Genomic DNA, 14,918 nt, shown 5'->3' with positions numbered 1-14,918 from the left:
CCAGCCAGCAGGTTGAATCAGAAACAGCGACGCTTGGGAATCCCTCGCGATTCAATCAATCTGAAAACGAGTCTAGCTGCGTAGCGGGACTTGCGTTCCCGCTATGTTCGCATTAGGCCTGTGGCATGGCCAAACCCAAACGCCGATATGTCTGCCAGGCTTGCGGCGGGGTTTCGCCCCGCTGGCAAGGGCAGTGCCCCGATTGCGGGGAATGGAGCACCTTGCAGGAGGATGCGCCGGAGACGGTGTTTTCCTCCAAGCATGATCTCTCCAGTGGCGGGCGGCTAGTAGCTTTTGTTGCGCTTGATCAGCCGGTGAAGCTGCCCGAGCGGCGCAAGACGGGGCTGGCCGAGTTCGACCGAGCTTTGGGCGGCGGGCTGGTGCCGGGTTCGGCGATCCTGATGGGCGGCGATCCGGGGATCGGCAAATCGACCTTGCTGCTGCAGGCAGCGGCGCGGGTCGCTACGGCGGGCGGCGATGCGGTCTATATCAGCGGTGAGGAAGCGGCGGATCAGGTGCGGCTGCGCGCGGACCGGCTCGGCCTCGGCGGGGCGCCGATCCGGCTCGCCGCAGCGACTTCGGTGCGCGATATCCTCACCACGCTGAACACGATGGACCCGCCGGCGCTGGTGGTGATCGATTCGATCCAGACGATGTATTCGGATCAGATCGAAGGCGCGCCGGGGACGGTGAGCCAGGTGCGCGGCTGTGCATTCGAACTGATCCGTTATGCCAAGGCGAGTGGCGCGGCGCTGGTGCTGGTGGGGCATGTGACCAAGGACGGCACGATCGCGGGCCCGCGCGTGCTGGAGCACATGGTGGATGTGGTGATGAGCTTCGAAGGCGAGCGCAGCCACCAGTACCGCATCCTGCGCGCGCTCAAGAACCGCTTCGGCGCGGTGGACGAGATCGGCGTGTTTGCCATGGCCGGGGCGGGGCTTGAGGAAGTGGGCAACCCTTCGCTGCTGTTCCTTTCGGGGCGCGAGAGCCCGGTGCCGGGGAGTGCGGTGTTTCCGGCGCTGGAAGGCACGCGGCCGGTGCTGGTCGAGATCCAGGCCTTGACGGTGCGGCTGCAAAGCGGGGCGACGCCGCGCCGCGCGGTGGTGGGCTGGGACTCAGGGCGGCTTGCCATGCTGCTCGCGGTGCTGGAAGCGCGCTGCGGGCTCAACTTTTCCAGCGCGGAAGTATACCTCAATGTCGCTGGAGGGTATCGGCTGACTGATCCGGCAGCCGATCTTGCGGTGGCTGCGGCGCTGATCTCGGCGCTTTCGGACCGGCCCTTGTCGGGCGCTTCGGCATGGTTTGGGGAGATTTCGCTCGCCGGTGAAGTGCGGCCCGTGGCGCATGCCTCGATCCGCCTGCGCGAGGCGGCCAAGCTGGGCTTCGACAAGGCGCATGGCCCCTCCGGCGCGCAGGAGAACGTGCCGGGGATCCATTATGCGCCGATCACCCTTTTGCCGAACCTTGTTGACCGGGTGATGGGCGGCTCCTAGATTTCGCGACCATGACCGGCTTCGATTATGTTGTTTTCCTGATCGTTGCGGTCTGCGCGATCGGCGGGTTCTTTCGCGGCTTTGTCGAGGAAGTGCTTTCGCTCCTCGCGTGGTGCGTGGGGCTGTTTGCCATACGCTATGGCCACGAGCCGCTGACGCACCTGCTGGCGCCCACTCTCAAGAACGAGACCGGCGCGGGGGTGCTGGCCTTCGGAATCCTGACCATCGTGCCCTACTTCGCCGCGAAAATGCTCGCGTCCTCGATCGGCAGCGCGAGCCGCAATTCGGTGCTGGGGCCGATCGACCGGGTGCTCGGTTTCGGTTTCGGCGCGATCAAGGGCTTTGTCATCATGGTCCTCGGCTTCTCGCTGCTGGTGTTCGGGTATGACATTGTCTGGGGCCCCGATGGCCGGCCGACGTGGATCACCGCGGCGCGGACCTATCCGTTCCTCAATGCCGCGAGCGAGGAACTGATGACGATCATCGACGGCCGCCGTGAGGAAGCCGCCAAGGCGGCAAAGAAGGCGGAGGCCGACAAGGAGAACGAGCTCGAGACGGCGGCGCGCAACGCGGCCAGAAAGGCGGCGCGGCGCGAGGTGCAACGGCGGCTCAGCAAGGCGGCGAACGGCGAATGACCGCGCCGGCCCGCACGCTCTACACGCCGGAAATCCTGGGCGCGGCGACTGCGCTGGCCGATTTTCCGTGGGACGAGCGCCTTTCCCTTCGCGGAGAGGCGCGTTCGCGGCGCTGCGGCAGCACGCTGGCGCTGGGTCTGGCGGTCGATGCCGACGGCAGGATCAGCGGACTTGGCCTGCGCCCGCATGCCTGTGCCATCGGACAGGCCGCCGCCTTTGCCTTTGCCAGCGCAGCAAAAGGGCGCAGCCGGGAGCAGATTGCCGAGGCCCGCGCGGCGCTGGCGGACTGGCTGGCCGGGACCGGCGCCATGCCGGATTGGCCGGGTATCGCGCTCGTCGAGCCGGCACTCGGATACCCGGCGCGCCACGGCGCGATCATGCTGGCGTGGGATGCCGCGCTGGCGGCACTGGGCTGAAGGTGGAATGCCCAGGGCCGGCTTGCCCCTCGCAATGATGATAATGGGCGATTTTCTTTGACCTGGCGCACTTTCCCGGCGGCTTCGGCTTCGCTACAGCCCATCCCTTCAAGGCAATGTGACGGGCACTCGTGAAGCGCTCCGGACGGGGATGGGAAAAATCTGGGCATGCATGAGGTGAATGGCGCACCCGAACCGACCGCCGCGGAAATCCGCCTCGTGGTCGCGGCCTCGTCGGTCGGCACCGTGTTCGAGTGGTACGACTTCTTCATCTACGGCACATTGGGCGCGATCCTGTCCAAGGCCTTCTTCCCCACCGGCAATGCAACGCTGGAAATGCTGCTGTTCTGGCTCGTCTTCGCGGTGGGCTTCGGCTTCCGCCCGTTGGGCGCGGTGCTGTTCGGCTATCTGGGCGACAAGCTCGGGCGCAAGTACACGTTCCTCGTCACCGTGACGCTCATGGGCATTGCCACGGCAGGCGTCGGGCTCATCCCGCCGGCTTCGCAGATCGGCTATGTGGCGCCTGCGCTCGTTATCCTGCTGCGCGTGCTGCAGGGGCTGGCGCTTGGCGGGGAGTATGGCGGCGCGGCGGTCTATGTGGCGGAGCATGCCGGGCCGGAGCGGCGGGGGTTCTTCACCAGCTTCATCCAGTCGAGCGTGGTGGGCGGCTTCGTGCTGAGCCTTGCCGTGGTGCTGGTGTGCAAGGGCGTGATGAGCAAGGAGATCTGGGAAGCCTGGGGCTGGCGCGTGCCGTTCCTGCTGAGCCTTGCCCTGCTCGCGGTTTCGCTGTGGATGCGGCTCAAGCTTTCGGAAAGCCCGGTGTTCAAGGCGATGAAGGACAGCGGCGAGATCGCCGGCAATCCCTTCATCGAGAGCATGACTTATCCCGGCAATGCCAAGCGCCTGTTCGTGGCGCTGTTTGCGGTGGCGGCAGGGCTCACCGTGATTTTCTACACCGCGATGTTTACCGGCCTGTCGTTCCTCAAGGGGCCGATGCGGGTCGACGACATGACCGCCGAACTGATCGTGGGGCTCGCCTGTGTGATCGGCATGCCGTTCAGCGTATTGTTCGGCTATGTTTCGGACAAGGTCGGGCGCAAGCTGCCGATCGTGCTTGGCTATCTTGCCATGCTGGTGCTGGTCTTCCCGGTGTTCTGGATGATCGGCGCGGCGGCCAACCCGGGCCTTGCAGATATGGCGCGGCGCGAGCCGGTGGCGGTGAGCGGGCCCGATTGCGGCTACAATCCGTTCGCGGCGGAGCAGGCGACCAATTGCGGCAAGCTGCTGGCGGATCTCTCCGCTTCGGGCGTGCGCTATACGCTGGGCGAAGGGCCGGTGCTGGCCATGACCATCGGTGCCAAGCCGGCTGCGCTGGAGGTCTATCCCTGGGCCGAGAAGAGCGCGGCGCGCGGCAAGGTGTTGCAGGCCATGCTGGGCGATGCGGGGTATGACTTTGCCAAGGTGAAGCCGGACTTCGGTCGCAGCGCGGTGATCGTACTGGGCCTTGTCGTGCTGATGGCGCTGACGGGGGCGACTTATGGCCCGGCGGCTTCGGTGCTGGCGGAGATGTTCCCCGCGCGCATCCGCTACAGCTCGATGTCGATCCCTTATCACATCGGCACGGGCTATCTCGGCGGGTTCCTGCCGCTGATCTCGGCGCTGATCGTGGCCAAGACCGGCGATCCCTATGCCGGGTTGTGGTACACGTGGGTGGTGGTGCTGGTGGCGTTCCTTGTCGGTATCTGGGGCCTGAAGGGCGGTCCGCCGAAGGACTTTGCCCACGATGATGCCTGACGCAGTGCCGCCGCCTCACGCTGCGCTGCGGCTGCGGCTCGACAGCGCGGCGCTGGCTGCGAACTGGCGCGCGCTTGATTCGCTGTCCGGCGCGGCGCGGACCGGGGCGGCGATCAAGGCTGACTGCTACGGGCTGGGCGTCACGGCGGCGGTGCCGGTGCTGGCGGCGGCGGGATGCCGCGACTGGTTCGTTGCGCATTGGCAGGAAGCGGCGGAGGCGGTGCGGTTTGTGCCCGCGGCGCAGGTTTCCGTACTGCATGGGCCGATGACCGATGCCGAAGCGGCCTATGCGCGGGCGCTGGGCGTGCGGCCGGTGCTCAATTCGCTCGCGCAGGTGCGGCGCTGGCTGGATACCGGTGGCGGCCCTTGCGACCTGATGGTTGATACCGGAATGAACCGGCTCGGCCTTTCCATGGGCGAGATCGGCGACGAAGCGGTTGGCGCGCTGGAGATCGAGACGTGCATGAGCCATCTGGCGAGCGCGGACGAGGATTGTGCGCAGAATGCGGCGCAGCTCGCGCGGTTCCGCGAGGTAAGGAATGCTGTGCAGGCGCAGCACTACAGTTTGTGCAACAGCGCCGGGATCGCGCTGGGGGGTGATTATCACTTCGATCTGACCCGACCGGGCCTTGCGCTCTATGGCGGGGTGCCGCGCGGCGAGCTCGCCGGGCAGATCGCGCAAGTGGCCTGGCCGGAAGCTGCGGTGATCCAGGTGCGGGACCTGACTGCCGGCGAATCGGTCGGGTACAACGCGACGTTCGTTGCGCCGGGGCCGATGCGAGTGGGCGTGATTTCTGTGGGTTACGCCGACGGCTACCTGCGGTGCTGGTCTGGCCGCGGGCATGTGCTGTGGCAAGGTCGGCGCTTGCCCGTACTCGGGCGTGTTTCGATGGATATGACAATCGTTGACCTCTCTACCGCAGAAAACTGCGGAGAAGGCGATTGGCTGGGGCTGGATTACGTGCTGCCTGAGGCCGCTGCCGCGAGCGGATTGTCGCAATACGAACTGCTCACGCTGCTCGGACGTCGATTTGACCGCAGCGAATGAATTGTTGTTATCCGCCCAAGATTTATTGCGCTGCACATACCGCATCTGCTAAACGCTGCTGCATAATCCCAACAGGGCGCACAAGAAAATGGCAAACGCAGCTAAGGACGGCGATACCGTCATAATCAAGAAGTACGCCAACCGGCGGCTCTACAACACGCGCACCTCCAGCTATATCACGCTTGACCACCTCGCGCAGATGGTCAAGGAAAACATTGAATTCAAAGTCTTGGATGCCAAGACCGGTGCCGATCTGACGCACACGATCCTGACACAGATCATCATGGAAGAAGAAGCCAGCGGCGAGCAGATGCTGCCGACGAGCTTCCTGCGCCAGCTGATTGCCATGTATGGAAACTCCATGCAGGCGCTTCTTCCCAGCTATCTTGAAGCCTCGATGGAGCACTTCCGCGAGAACCAGGCCAAGCTGAGAAAGGCGATCGAGGACAGCATCGGCGCCAATCCGCTGGCCCAGATCGCGCAGCGCAACATGGAGCTGTTCAAGGCCGCCACCGCAGCCTTCGTGCCCGGGGCCGTTCAGGCGGCCGAGGCCGAGAAGGCCGCGACGGCGCCGGTTGACGATGAGCTCGCCGCGCTGCGCAAGCAGATGGCTGACATGCAAAAGAAGCTGGACCAGCTCGCCAGCTGAGCAAGGTCGGGCAATCCTCGCGATACGAGGATTGCCCGAATCCCTCGAGCCGCCTAACCGGCGAGCATGAGCCAGACAGCATCGATCAAGCACGCCCTGCCCATCACCCGGCAGGATGACTTCGCCCAGTGGTATCAGGCGGTGATCGCCGAAGCCGAACTTGCCGAGGAATCGGGGGTGCGCGGCTGCATGGTGATCAAGCCGTGGGGCTATGGCATCTGGGAACGCATCCAGAAGCTGATGGACGAACGCATCAAGGAAGCGGGCGTCGAAAACTGCTACTTCCCGCTGTTCATCCCGCTTTCGTATTTCGCGCGCGAGGCCGAGCACGTTGAAGGCTTTGCCAAGGAAATGGCGGTCGTCACGCATCACCGGCTGATCGGGGATGGCAAGGGCGGGCTGGTGCTCGATCCCGACGCGAAGCTGGAAGAACCGCTGATTGTGCGGCCGACCTCCGAGACGGTGATCGGCGCCGCGATGGCGCGCTGGATCCAGTCATGGCGTGATCTGCCGCTGCTGACGAACCAGTGGGCCAACGTGGTGCGCTGGGAGATGCGCACGCGCATGTTCCTGCGCACGAGCGAGTTCCTCTGGCAGGAAGGCCATACCGCCCATGCCGACGAGGCGGACGCGATGGCCGAGACGCTGCGGGCGCTCGAAATGTACCGCAGCTTTGCCGAAGACGTGCTGGCGATGCCGGTCGTTGCGGGGCCGAAGCCCGAAAACGAACGCTTCCCCGGAGCGGTCGAGACGTTCTCGATCGAAGCGATGATGCAGGATGGCAAGGCGCTGCAGGCAGGCACTTCCCACTATCTGGGCACGACGTTCTCCGCGGCGGCGGGCATTCGTTATCAGGACAAGGAAGGCCAGCAGGCGCTGTGCCACACCACATCGTGGGGTACCTCGACCCGCATGATCGGCGGCGTCATCATGACGCATGGCGATGATGATGGCCTGCGCACCCCGCCGCGAATCGCGCCGCAGCAGATCGTGATCTTGCCGATGCTGCGCGACAACGATGGCGATGCGGCGCTGCTGGAATATTGCGCCGGACTGCGCGCGAAGCTGGCGGCCTTGACGGTGTTTGACGAGAAGGTGCGTGTGCTGCTCGACAAGCGGCCGGGCAAGGCGACGGCCAAGCGCTGGGGTTGGGTGAAGAAGGGCGTGCCGCTTATCCTCGAGATCGGCGGGCGCGACGCGGAAGGGCAGCAGGTTTCGGTGCTGCGCCGTGACAAGCTGTGGCGCGAGGACGGCAAGGCCAATTTCGTCGGCATGGCGCAGGACGACTTTGTCGCTGCGGCGATGAGCGAACTGGAGGCGATTCAGAGCGCGCTGTTTGAGGAAGCCCGCGCAAGGCGCGATGCGCAGATCGAGCGCGGGATCAGCGATCTTGCGGGCCTCGCCGCGTTCTTCTCGGAAGACAAGGACTTTCCGGGCTGGGTGGAGCTCAGCTGGTCGCGGCCCACCGGCGCGGCGCTCGACAAGGTGGTGGAGCAGCTGAAGGCGCTGAAGCTGACGATCCGCAACACGCCGATGGATGCAGCGCTCGCGGAAGGGCTCTGCCCGTTCACCGGCGAGCCGGCGGTGGAGCGGATTCTGGTCGCGCGGGCCTATTGACCTTTGGGGCAGGGGCGGCGCCCGGTGTCTCGACTTCGCTCGACACGAACGGTTGGTCGGGTATGAGTTTGGGTATGAAGAAGCTCCTGACGCTCGCTCTCCTTGCTCTGCCCACTGCCGTTTTCGCAGCGCCGGACGAAGCCGTCTCGCAAGCCCGGCTTGAGGCCGATATCGCGCGGCTTGTCGCGTTCGGGACGCGCCATACTCTGTCATCTCAGGACGATCCCAAGCGCGGGATCGGCGCGGCGCGGCGCTGGGCGGAAGCCGAGTTTCGCAAGTCCGCTGCAGCATGCGGTGGCTGCCTCGAAATCGTGCTGCCCGAAACCACGGTGCAGGGCGAGCGCGTACCGATGCCGACACGGCTTGTCGATGTCGTGGCGATCCAGCGCGGGACCGAGCGGCCCAATGAGGTCGTGATCGTGCAGGGGCATATCGACAGCCGCAATTCCGATCCGCTGGATGCGACGGGCATTGCGCCGGGGGCCAATGACGATGGTTCGGGCACGGCGCTGGTGCTGGAAGCGGCGCGGGTGCTTTCGAAGCAGAAGTTTGCGGGGACGATCGTCTACGCCGTGCTCTCGGGCGAGGAGCAGGGGCTCTATGGAGGCAAGCTGCTGGCGGATTATGCCAGGGCGCAGGGCTGGACGGTGAAGGCCGTGCTGAACAACGATATCGTCGGCAATTCGCGTGGGAGCGACGGACTGGTGGACGGCGCCCATGTGCGCGTGTTCTCCGAAGGGCCGCGCGATGATGCGAGCGAGCGGGCGCGTGATGCCTTGCGCTCCATCGGCGGGGAGAATGACAGCCCTTCGCGCAACTTGTCACGTTGGCTGGCGGGGCTGGGTGACAGCGGGCTGGCGGTGCGGCAAGTGTGGCGCGCGGACCGTATGGGGCGCGGCGGCGATCATCTGCCGTTTCAGGCCATGGGCTATCCGGCGGTGCGCTTCACCGTGGCGGTCGAGAATTACGAGCGGCAGCACCAGAATGTGCGGACCGAGAGCGGAAGGACATTTGGCGATACGATCGAGGCGATGGATTTTTCCTATCTTGCCAAGGTGACGAAGCTCAACGTGCGAGCGCTGGCCAAGCTGGCCGCCGTGCCGATGCCGCCGGTGGCCAAGGTTACGGCGGCGGTGCAGACCTATACTGATGTGGATTGGACGGCGGTTCCCGGTGCGGCGCGTTACCGGGTGTGGCAGCGGCGGACTGATGCCGCGGGCTGGGACGCCAAGCCGGTGGCAGAAACCGCTGAGACCCATCTGCGGCTCGATGGCGTGCGCGGAGATGACTGGTTCTTTGGGGTGAGCACGGTGGCTGCAGACGGTTCGGAAAGCCCGGTGGCTTCTGCCGTGCCGGGCGGGGCCTATCTGCCGGAAGCTGCAGCCAAGCCCTGACCTTGCTATTGCGCCGCGCAGCGCTCAGAGGTCTGTGATGGCAATTCGCAAGCAGACACCGAACGGGCCGGACGGTCTTCCCACGCGGCAGCAAGTGCTGGATTTCATCACCGCGAGCGAGGAGCCGGCGGGCAAGCGTGAGATAGCCAAGGCGTTCGGGCTCAAGGGCACCGAGAAGATCGCGCTCAAGGCGCTGCTCAAAGACATGGCCGAGGAAGGGCTGATCGACGGCAACCGCAGTGCGTTCCACCGGCTCGGCGGGGTGCCGCGGGTGACGGTGCTGCGGGTGCTGGAAATCGAGGACGGGCAGCCGCTGGCGATCCCGGACAGCTGGCAGCCTGACGACGGAGCGCCACCGCCGCGCCTCAGGATCATCGAACCGCGCGGCAAGGGCAAGAGCGCGCAAGCCGCGCTCAAGGTGGGTGACCGGGTGCTGGCGCGGACCGAGGAAGCGGGCCGGGGCCTCATCGCCCATGTGATGAAGAAGCTGCCGACACGGACCGAGCAGGTGCTGGGCGTTGTCGAGTTTGACGGGGCGGGCAAGCCGTGGCTTGCGCCTGTGGACAAACGTGTGCGCAATGCTGTGGCTATCGCGGACTTGGGCGGGGCGGCGGAAGGGCAGCTTGTGCTGGGCGAGCCGGTCAGCAAGAGCCCGCGTGCGGGGCTCAAGGTGACCGAAGTGCTGGGCGATCCGCTGGCGCCGCGTGCGTTCAGCCTGATCGCGATCCACAAGCATGGCATTCCCTTCGTCTTCCCGCAGGAAGCGCAGGACGAGGCGGCGCTGGCGGCGAAGATGGCGCTTTCCGAAGGTGCCCGCGAGGACTTGCGCGACCTGCCCATCGTGGCGATCGACCCGACAGACGCGCGCGACCATGATGATGCGATCTGGGCCGAGTCTGATGGCGAGGGCGGCTTCCGCGCGGTCGTCGCGATTGCGGACGTGAGCTTCTATGTCCGTCCGGGCGGCGCGGTGGACCGCGAGGCGAGGAAGCGCGGCAACTCGGTCTATTTCCCCGACCGGGTGGTGCCGATGCTGCCGCATGTGCTGAGCTCGGATGTCTGCTCGCTCAAGGTGGGGGCGGACCGCGCGGCGATGGCCTGCCATCTGACGATCGATGCCGAAGGGCGCATCACCGCGTGGCGCTTCACTCGGGCGCTGGTGCGGATTGCCGAAGTGATCGCGTATGAAGAGGCGCAGCGGCGGATCGATGCGCGGGAAGCTGCGCCGCATCTTGAGAACCTGTGGGCGGCATGGCGGCTACTGGAGAAGGCACGCAGCAACCGCGATCCGCTGGAGCTGGAATTGCCCGAGCGGCGCGTGATGCTCGACGAGAAGGGCAAGATTGCCGAGATCGCCTTGCGCGAACGGCTCGATGCGCACCGTGTGGTCGAGGACTTCATGATCGCGGCGAACGTCGCGGCGGCGAAGGCACTTGAGGCCAAGGTTGCGCCGGTAGTCTATCGCATCCACGAGCCGCCGAGCCGCGAGAAGCTGGTGGCGCTGAAGGACTATCTCGCCACCTTCGGGCGCAAGCTGGCGCTGGGGCAGGTCATCACGCCGGGTCTGTTCAACCGCATGCTGAAGGACGTGACCGACGAGGCGGAGAAGGCGCTGGTGATGGAGGCGGTGCTGAGGAGCCAGACGCAGGCCTATTACGGGCCGCGCAATGCCGGGCACTTCGGGCTGGCGCTCGGCAGCTACGCGCACTTCACCTCGCCGATCCGGCGCTATTCGGACCTTCTGGTGCACCGTGCGCTGGTCGATGCCTATCATCTGGAGCAGCCGCGCCCCGAAGCGCGCGAAATTCCGGGCACCTCCGGGCTGTCAGACCGGGACCGCAGCGATCTGGCGCGGATCAGCGATGCGATCAGCAAGGCCGAGCGCCGCGCGATGGAAGCCGAGCGCGAGACGATCGACCGCTATGTGGCGGCCTGGCTTTCGGGCCGGGTGGGTGAGGTGTTCGACACCCGGATCACTGGCGTGCAGAAGTTCGGCCTGTTCGCGACCATCATCGGGCTAGGCGGCGACGGGCTGGTGCCGATCTCGACGCTGGGCGCCGAACGCTTTGCCCATGACGAGAAGCGGCAAGTGCTGGTCGGCGAGGAGACCGGCGAAGAGTTTGCGATGGGCATGATCCTCAAGCTGCGGCTTGCCGAGGCCAATCCGCTCACGGGGGCGCTGAAGTTCGAGCCGGTCGATCTGCCGGACGGTGCCGGGCGGATCGAGCCGCGCGGGGGCAGGCCGCAGCAGGGCGGACTGAAGAAGACGGGAGGCTTCATGCAGGGGCCGCGCGGAAGGCCGCGCAATATCCGGCATCAGGGGCGCAAGCGGTAAGGCTTCCTAACTGAACGAATCGATGCCGCGCTCGTCGATCCCGCCGGGGACGATCATCAGCACGCAAGGCAGCTGGCCGATCTGCGAAGTGAAGTGGGTGACGAGCGGGCCGGGGTTGCCGTCTGCCGCCGCGCCGAGGACGAGCGCGGAGACTTCCGGATGTTCGCCGAGGTATTCGCGCACGACCTGCGGGCCACTGCCGGTGCGCACCGCGACAGCCGGGCGCAGACCCGACTCGTCGGCAAGGCTGCCGGCGGCAGCGCGGGCAAGGTCTTCGGCACGCTCGCGGGCTTCGCCCTCGATGGTTGCCTGGATACTGCCGAACACTACAAATTCCTGGCGGGGCACGAGCGCGAGGATATGGACCGTGCCGCCGGTGCGCACGGCGCGGCGCGCGGCGAAGCGCAGGGCGCGGGCACTTTCCTCGGTATCGTCCATGATGACGAGATAGACGCGCTGTTTGGCGCGCGCTTCGGCGCCTGACGTGCCTTCTGCCTCGCTAGTCGTGCCAACCATGCCTGCCCCCTTGCGATATCGCCCTTGTACGCGCCATTCGCACTGCCGGTCATTCGACAGGGTTATGCGTATTGGCCTAATTCGTATGCGGGGCAAGCGCCAAGAGACTTGACCCGCTTCGCGCGGGTGGCGAAATGGCGGCCCATGTGCCAAGGGAAGCGCCACGGCCTTGTAACGGCTTGGCTATCTGTACCGAAGCCACAAGTCTGAACCATGCCCTTGTAACCAGATAGGGAAAAGAGCTGCCCATGCCGATCCAGATCAAGATGCCCGCGCTGTCACCCACCATGGAGGAAGGCACGCTGGCCAAGTGGCTGGTCAAGGTCGGCGACAAGGTTTCCTCGGGCGACATCATGGCCGAGATCGAGACCGACAAGGCGACGATGGAATTCGAGGCGGTTGACGAGGGCACGGTGGTCGCGATCGAAGTGGCCGAAGGCACCGAGGGCGTGAAGGTCGGCACCGTGATCGCGACGATTGCAGGTGAGGACGAGGGTGATGCGGCTCCGGCGGCGCCTGCTGCTGCTCCTGCGCCCGCTCCGGTGGCGGCTGCCCCTGCACCGGCTCCTGTTGCTGCTCCAGCGCCTGCACCTGCTCCGGTCGCCGCTGCGCCTACCGGTGATCGCGTCGTGGCAAGCCCGCTCGCCAAGCGCATTGCGGGCGAGAAGGGCATCGACCTTACGCAGGTCAAGGGGAGTGGCCCGCATGGCCGCATCATCAAGGCTGACCTCGATGCCGGACCGACGGTGGTTGCTGCCCCGGCAGCAGCGCCGTCTATTGCACCGGTTGCAGCGCCCGCACCGGCTCCCGTCGCGGCGGCAGCGCCCGCGCCCTTCAGCACCGACATCCCGCATGAGGCGGTCAAGCTTTCCTCGATGCGCAAGACCATCGCGCGCCGGCTGACCGAAGCCAAGGCGACGGTGCCGCACTACTACCTCACCGTCGATATCAGCCTCGACAAGCTGCTCAAGCTGCGTGCCGAGCTTAACTCAGCGCTGACCGGGCAGGGCGTGAAGCTCTCGGTCAACGATCTGCTGATCAAGGCGCTCGGCAAGGCGCTGATCCTTGCGCCAGATGCCAATGTCAGCTTCGCGGGCGACAATCTGATCCGCTATTCGCGCGCTGACATTGCCGTCGCGGTATCGATCCCGGGCGGCCTGATCACGCCGATCGTGACGGGAGCCGACGTCAAGTCGATCTCGACGATCCAGAAGGACATGGCCGACCTTGCCTCGCGCGCGAAGGCGGGCAAGTTGGCACCGCACGAGTATCAGGGCGGCACGGCCAGCCTTTCGAACCTCGGCATGTTCGGAATCAAGCAGTTCGAGGCGGTGATCAATCCGCCGCAGGGCATGATCATGGCCATCGGCGCGGGCGAGAAGCGGCCCTATGTGATCGATGATGCGCTGGGGATCGCGACCGTGATGTCCGCCACCGGCAGCTTCGACCACCGCGCCATCGACGGGGCGGAAGGCGCGCAGCTGATGCAGGCATTCAAGACACTGGTCGAAGCGCCGCTGGCCCTCGTCGCCTGATCATATTGAGAGCGGCGCGCCTGCCTGAGCGGGCTAAACAGGACGCCGACATCAAGGAGCATTTTCGTGGCTGACCAATACGATCTTCTCGTTCTCGGCTCGGGCCCCGGCGGCTATGTCGCGGCGATCCGCGGGGCGCAGCTGGGGCTCAAGGTGGGCATCGTGGAGCGCGAGCTGCTCGGCGGCATCTGCCTTAATTGGGGCTGCATTCCGACCAAGGCGCTGCTGCGCTCGGCCGAAGTGTTCAACCAGATGAAGCACGCCGCATCCTATGGTCTGGCGGCGGACAACATCCGCGCGGATATCGATGCCGTGGTGAAGCGCTCGCGCGGGGTTGCCAAGCAGCTCAATCAGGGCGTGACGCACCTGATGCGCAAGAACAAGATCACCGTGCATATGGGCGCCGGCGTGCTCAAGGTTGCAGGTCAGGTTGAAGTGACCGGCGAGAAAGGCACCGAGGTGCTGTCCGCCAAGCATGTGATCGTCGCGACCGGCGCGCGGGCACGCGATCTGCCGTTTGCCAAGGCGGATGGCGAGCGCATCTGGACGTACCGCCACGCCATGGTGCCGCCGGCGATGCCGACCAAGCTGCTGGTGATCGGCTCGGGCGCGATCGGGATCGAATTCGCGAGCTTCTACAATGACATGGGCGCGGAGGTTACGGTCGTCGAGATGATGGACCGGATCGTGCCGGTGGAAGACGCCGACGTTTCGGCCTTCCTCGAGAAGTCGCTGACCAAGCAGGGGATCAAGATCCTGACGGGCGCAGGCGTGGAAAGCATCACCACCAGCGCGGCGGGCGTGAAGGCGAAGATCAAGGGCAGGGACGGCGCTTCGGCCGAGCATGACTTCAGCCATGTGATCGTGGCGGTCGGCATCGTGCCCAATACCGAGAACATCGGCCTCGAAGCGCTGGGCGTGCAGGCCGAGCGCGGGATCATTGCCATCGACGGCTATGGCCGCACCAATGTGCCGGGCGTGTGGGCCATCGGCGACGTGACGCCGGGGCCGTGGCTGGCACACAAGGCGAGCCACGAAGGTGTGATCGCCGCCGAGTCAATCGCGCAGGCGCTGGGTAACACCGAAGTGCATCCGCACCCGATGGACCGGCTCAACATTCCGGGCTGCACCTACTGCCATCCGCAGGTGGCGAGCGTGGGCCTCACCGAAGCCAAGGCCAAGGAAGCTGGCCACACCGTCAAGGTCGGCAACTTCCCGTTCATCGGCAACGGCAAGGCCATCGCGCTGGGCGAGGCCGAGGGCTTCATCAAGACGGTGTTCGATGCCGAGACCGGCGAACTGCTCGGCGCGCACATGATCGGCGCGGAAGTGACCGAGCTAATCCAGGGCTATGTCGTGGGCAAGACGCTCGAGACGACCGAGGCGGAGCTGATGCACACCGTCTTCGCGCACCCGACGCTTTCGGAAATGATGCACGAGAGCGTGCTCGCGGCTTACGGGCGCGCGCTCCATATCTGATCGCAGC

At 65.8% G+C, this 14,918-nt stretch carries 12 protein-coding genes; 11 read left to right on the top strand and 1 reads right to left on the bottom strand.

Features of this window, described 5'->3' with window-relative positions; all coding sequences use genetic code 11:
* The first annotated feature begins 125 nt into the window (after positions 1-125).
* The 9 genes from radA to K5Q19_RS21345 all read left to right on the top strand — a co-directional run bounded on the left by radA (position 126) and on the right by K5Q19_RS21345 (position 11,381).
* On the top strand, positions 126-1,493 hold the full coding sequence (radA, locus tag K5Q19_RS21385; RefSeq protein ID WP_292949429.1) for a DNA repair protein RadA: 1,368 nt from the start codon (positions 126-128) through the stop codon (positions 1,491-1,493).
* A gap of 11 nt (positions 1,494-1,504) precedes the next feature.
* Complete coding sequence (locus tag K5Q19_RS21380; RefSeq protein ID WP_292949426.1) at positions 1,505-2,128, top strand: CvpA family protein; 624 nt, start codon at positions 1,505-1,507, stop codon at positions 2,126-2,128.
* Positions 2,125-2,544: an iron-sulfur cluster assembly scaffold protein gene (locus K5Q19_RS21375; protein ID WP_292949423.1), complete on the top strand. Its 420-nt coding sequence runs from the start codon at positions 2,125-2,127 to the stop codon at positions 2,542-2,544. Before K5Q19_RS21380 ends, K5Q19_RS21375 begins: the two co-directional genes overlap by 4 nt.
* A gap of 168 nt (positions 2,545-2,712) precedes the next feature.
* Positions 2,713-4,338: an MFS transporter gene (locus K5Q19_RS21370; protein ID WP_292949420.1), complete on the top strand. Its 1,626-nt coding sequence runs from the start codon at positions 2,713-2,715 to the stop codon at positions 4,336-4,338.
* A complete protein-coding gene (gene alr, locus K5Q19_RS21365) occupies positions 4,328-5,386 on the top strand; it encodes an alanine racemase (RefSeq protein ID WP_292949417.1) in 1,059 nt (352 codons plus the stop codon). The genes K5Q19_RS21370 and alr overlap by 11 nt, the downstream gene beginning before the upstream one ends.
* An 88-nt stretch (positions 5,387-5,474) precedes the next feature.
* Entirely contained in the window at positions 5,475-6,035 is a 561-nt protein-coding gene (phaR, locus tag K5Q19_RS21360) for a polyhydroxyalkanoate synthesis repressor PhaR (protein WP_292949414.1), read from the top strand.
* 66 nt (positions 6,036-6,101) lie between these two features.
* Positions 6,102-7,652 carry an aminoacyl--tRNA ligase-related protein gene (locus K5Q19_RS21355; RefSeq protein ID WP_292949410.1) on the top strand — a complete coding sequence of 517 codons (1,551 nt, stop codon included), beginning with the start codon at positions 6,102-6,104 and terminating at the stop codon, positions 7,650-7,652.
* Positions 7,653-7,726: 74 nt separating this feature from the next.
* On the top strand, positions 7,727-9,046 hold the full coding sequence (locus K5Q19_RS21350) for a M20/M25/M40 family metallo-hydrolase (protein WP_292949407.1): 1,320 nt from the start codon (positions 7,727-7,729) through the stop codon (positions 9,044-9,046).
* A 37-nt stretch (positions 9,047-9,083) separates the two neighbouring features.
* Positions 9,084-11,381, top strand: a complete 2,298-nt coding sequence (locus K5Q19_RS21345) for a VacB/RNase II family 3'-5' exoribonuclease (RefSeq protein ID WP_292949404.1) — start codon at positions 9,084-9,086, stop codon at positions 11,379-11,381.
* A gap of 6 nt (positions 11,382-11,387) precedes the next feature.
* Here the strand turns inward: K5Q19_RS21345 and K5Q19_RS21340 are convergent, their stop codons facing one another.
* Complete coding sequence (locus K5Q19_RS21340) at positions 11,388-11,897, bottom strand: universal stress protein (RefSeq protein ID WP_292949401.1); 510 nt, start codon at positions 11,895-11,897, stop codon at positions 11,388-11,390.
* Positions 11,898-12,145: 248 nt separating this feature from the next.
* On the opposite strand from K5Q19_RS21340, the gene K5Q19_RS21335 reads away from it, so the two are divergent.
* Positions 12,146-13,432: a pyruvate dehydrogenase complex dihydrolipoamide acetyltransferase gene (locus tag K5Q19_RS21335; RefSeq protein WP_292949398.1), complete on the top strand. Its 1,287-nt coding sequence runs from the start codon at positions 12,146-12,148 to the stop codon at positions 13,430-13,432.
* Between the two features lie 66 nt (positions 13,433-13,498).
* Positions 13,499-14,911 (top strand): dihydrolipoyl dehydrogenase, encoded by a 1,413-nt coding sequence (lpdA, locus tag K5Q19_RS21330; RefSeq protein WP_292949396.1) that lies wholly within the window; start codon positions 13,499-13,501, stop codon positions 14,909-14,911.
* Positions 14,912-14,918 lie beyond the last annotated feature (7 nt).

The organism is Novosphingobium sp. (assembly GCF_019748365.1).
Taxonomy (GTDB): Bacteria; Pseudomonadota; Alphaproteobacteria; order Sphingomonadales; family Sphingomonadaceae; genus Novosphingobium.
This window is presented reverse-complemented; position numbering and strand designations above follow the sequence as displayed.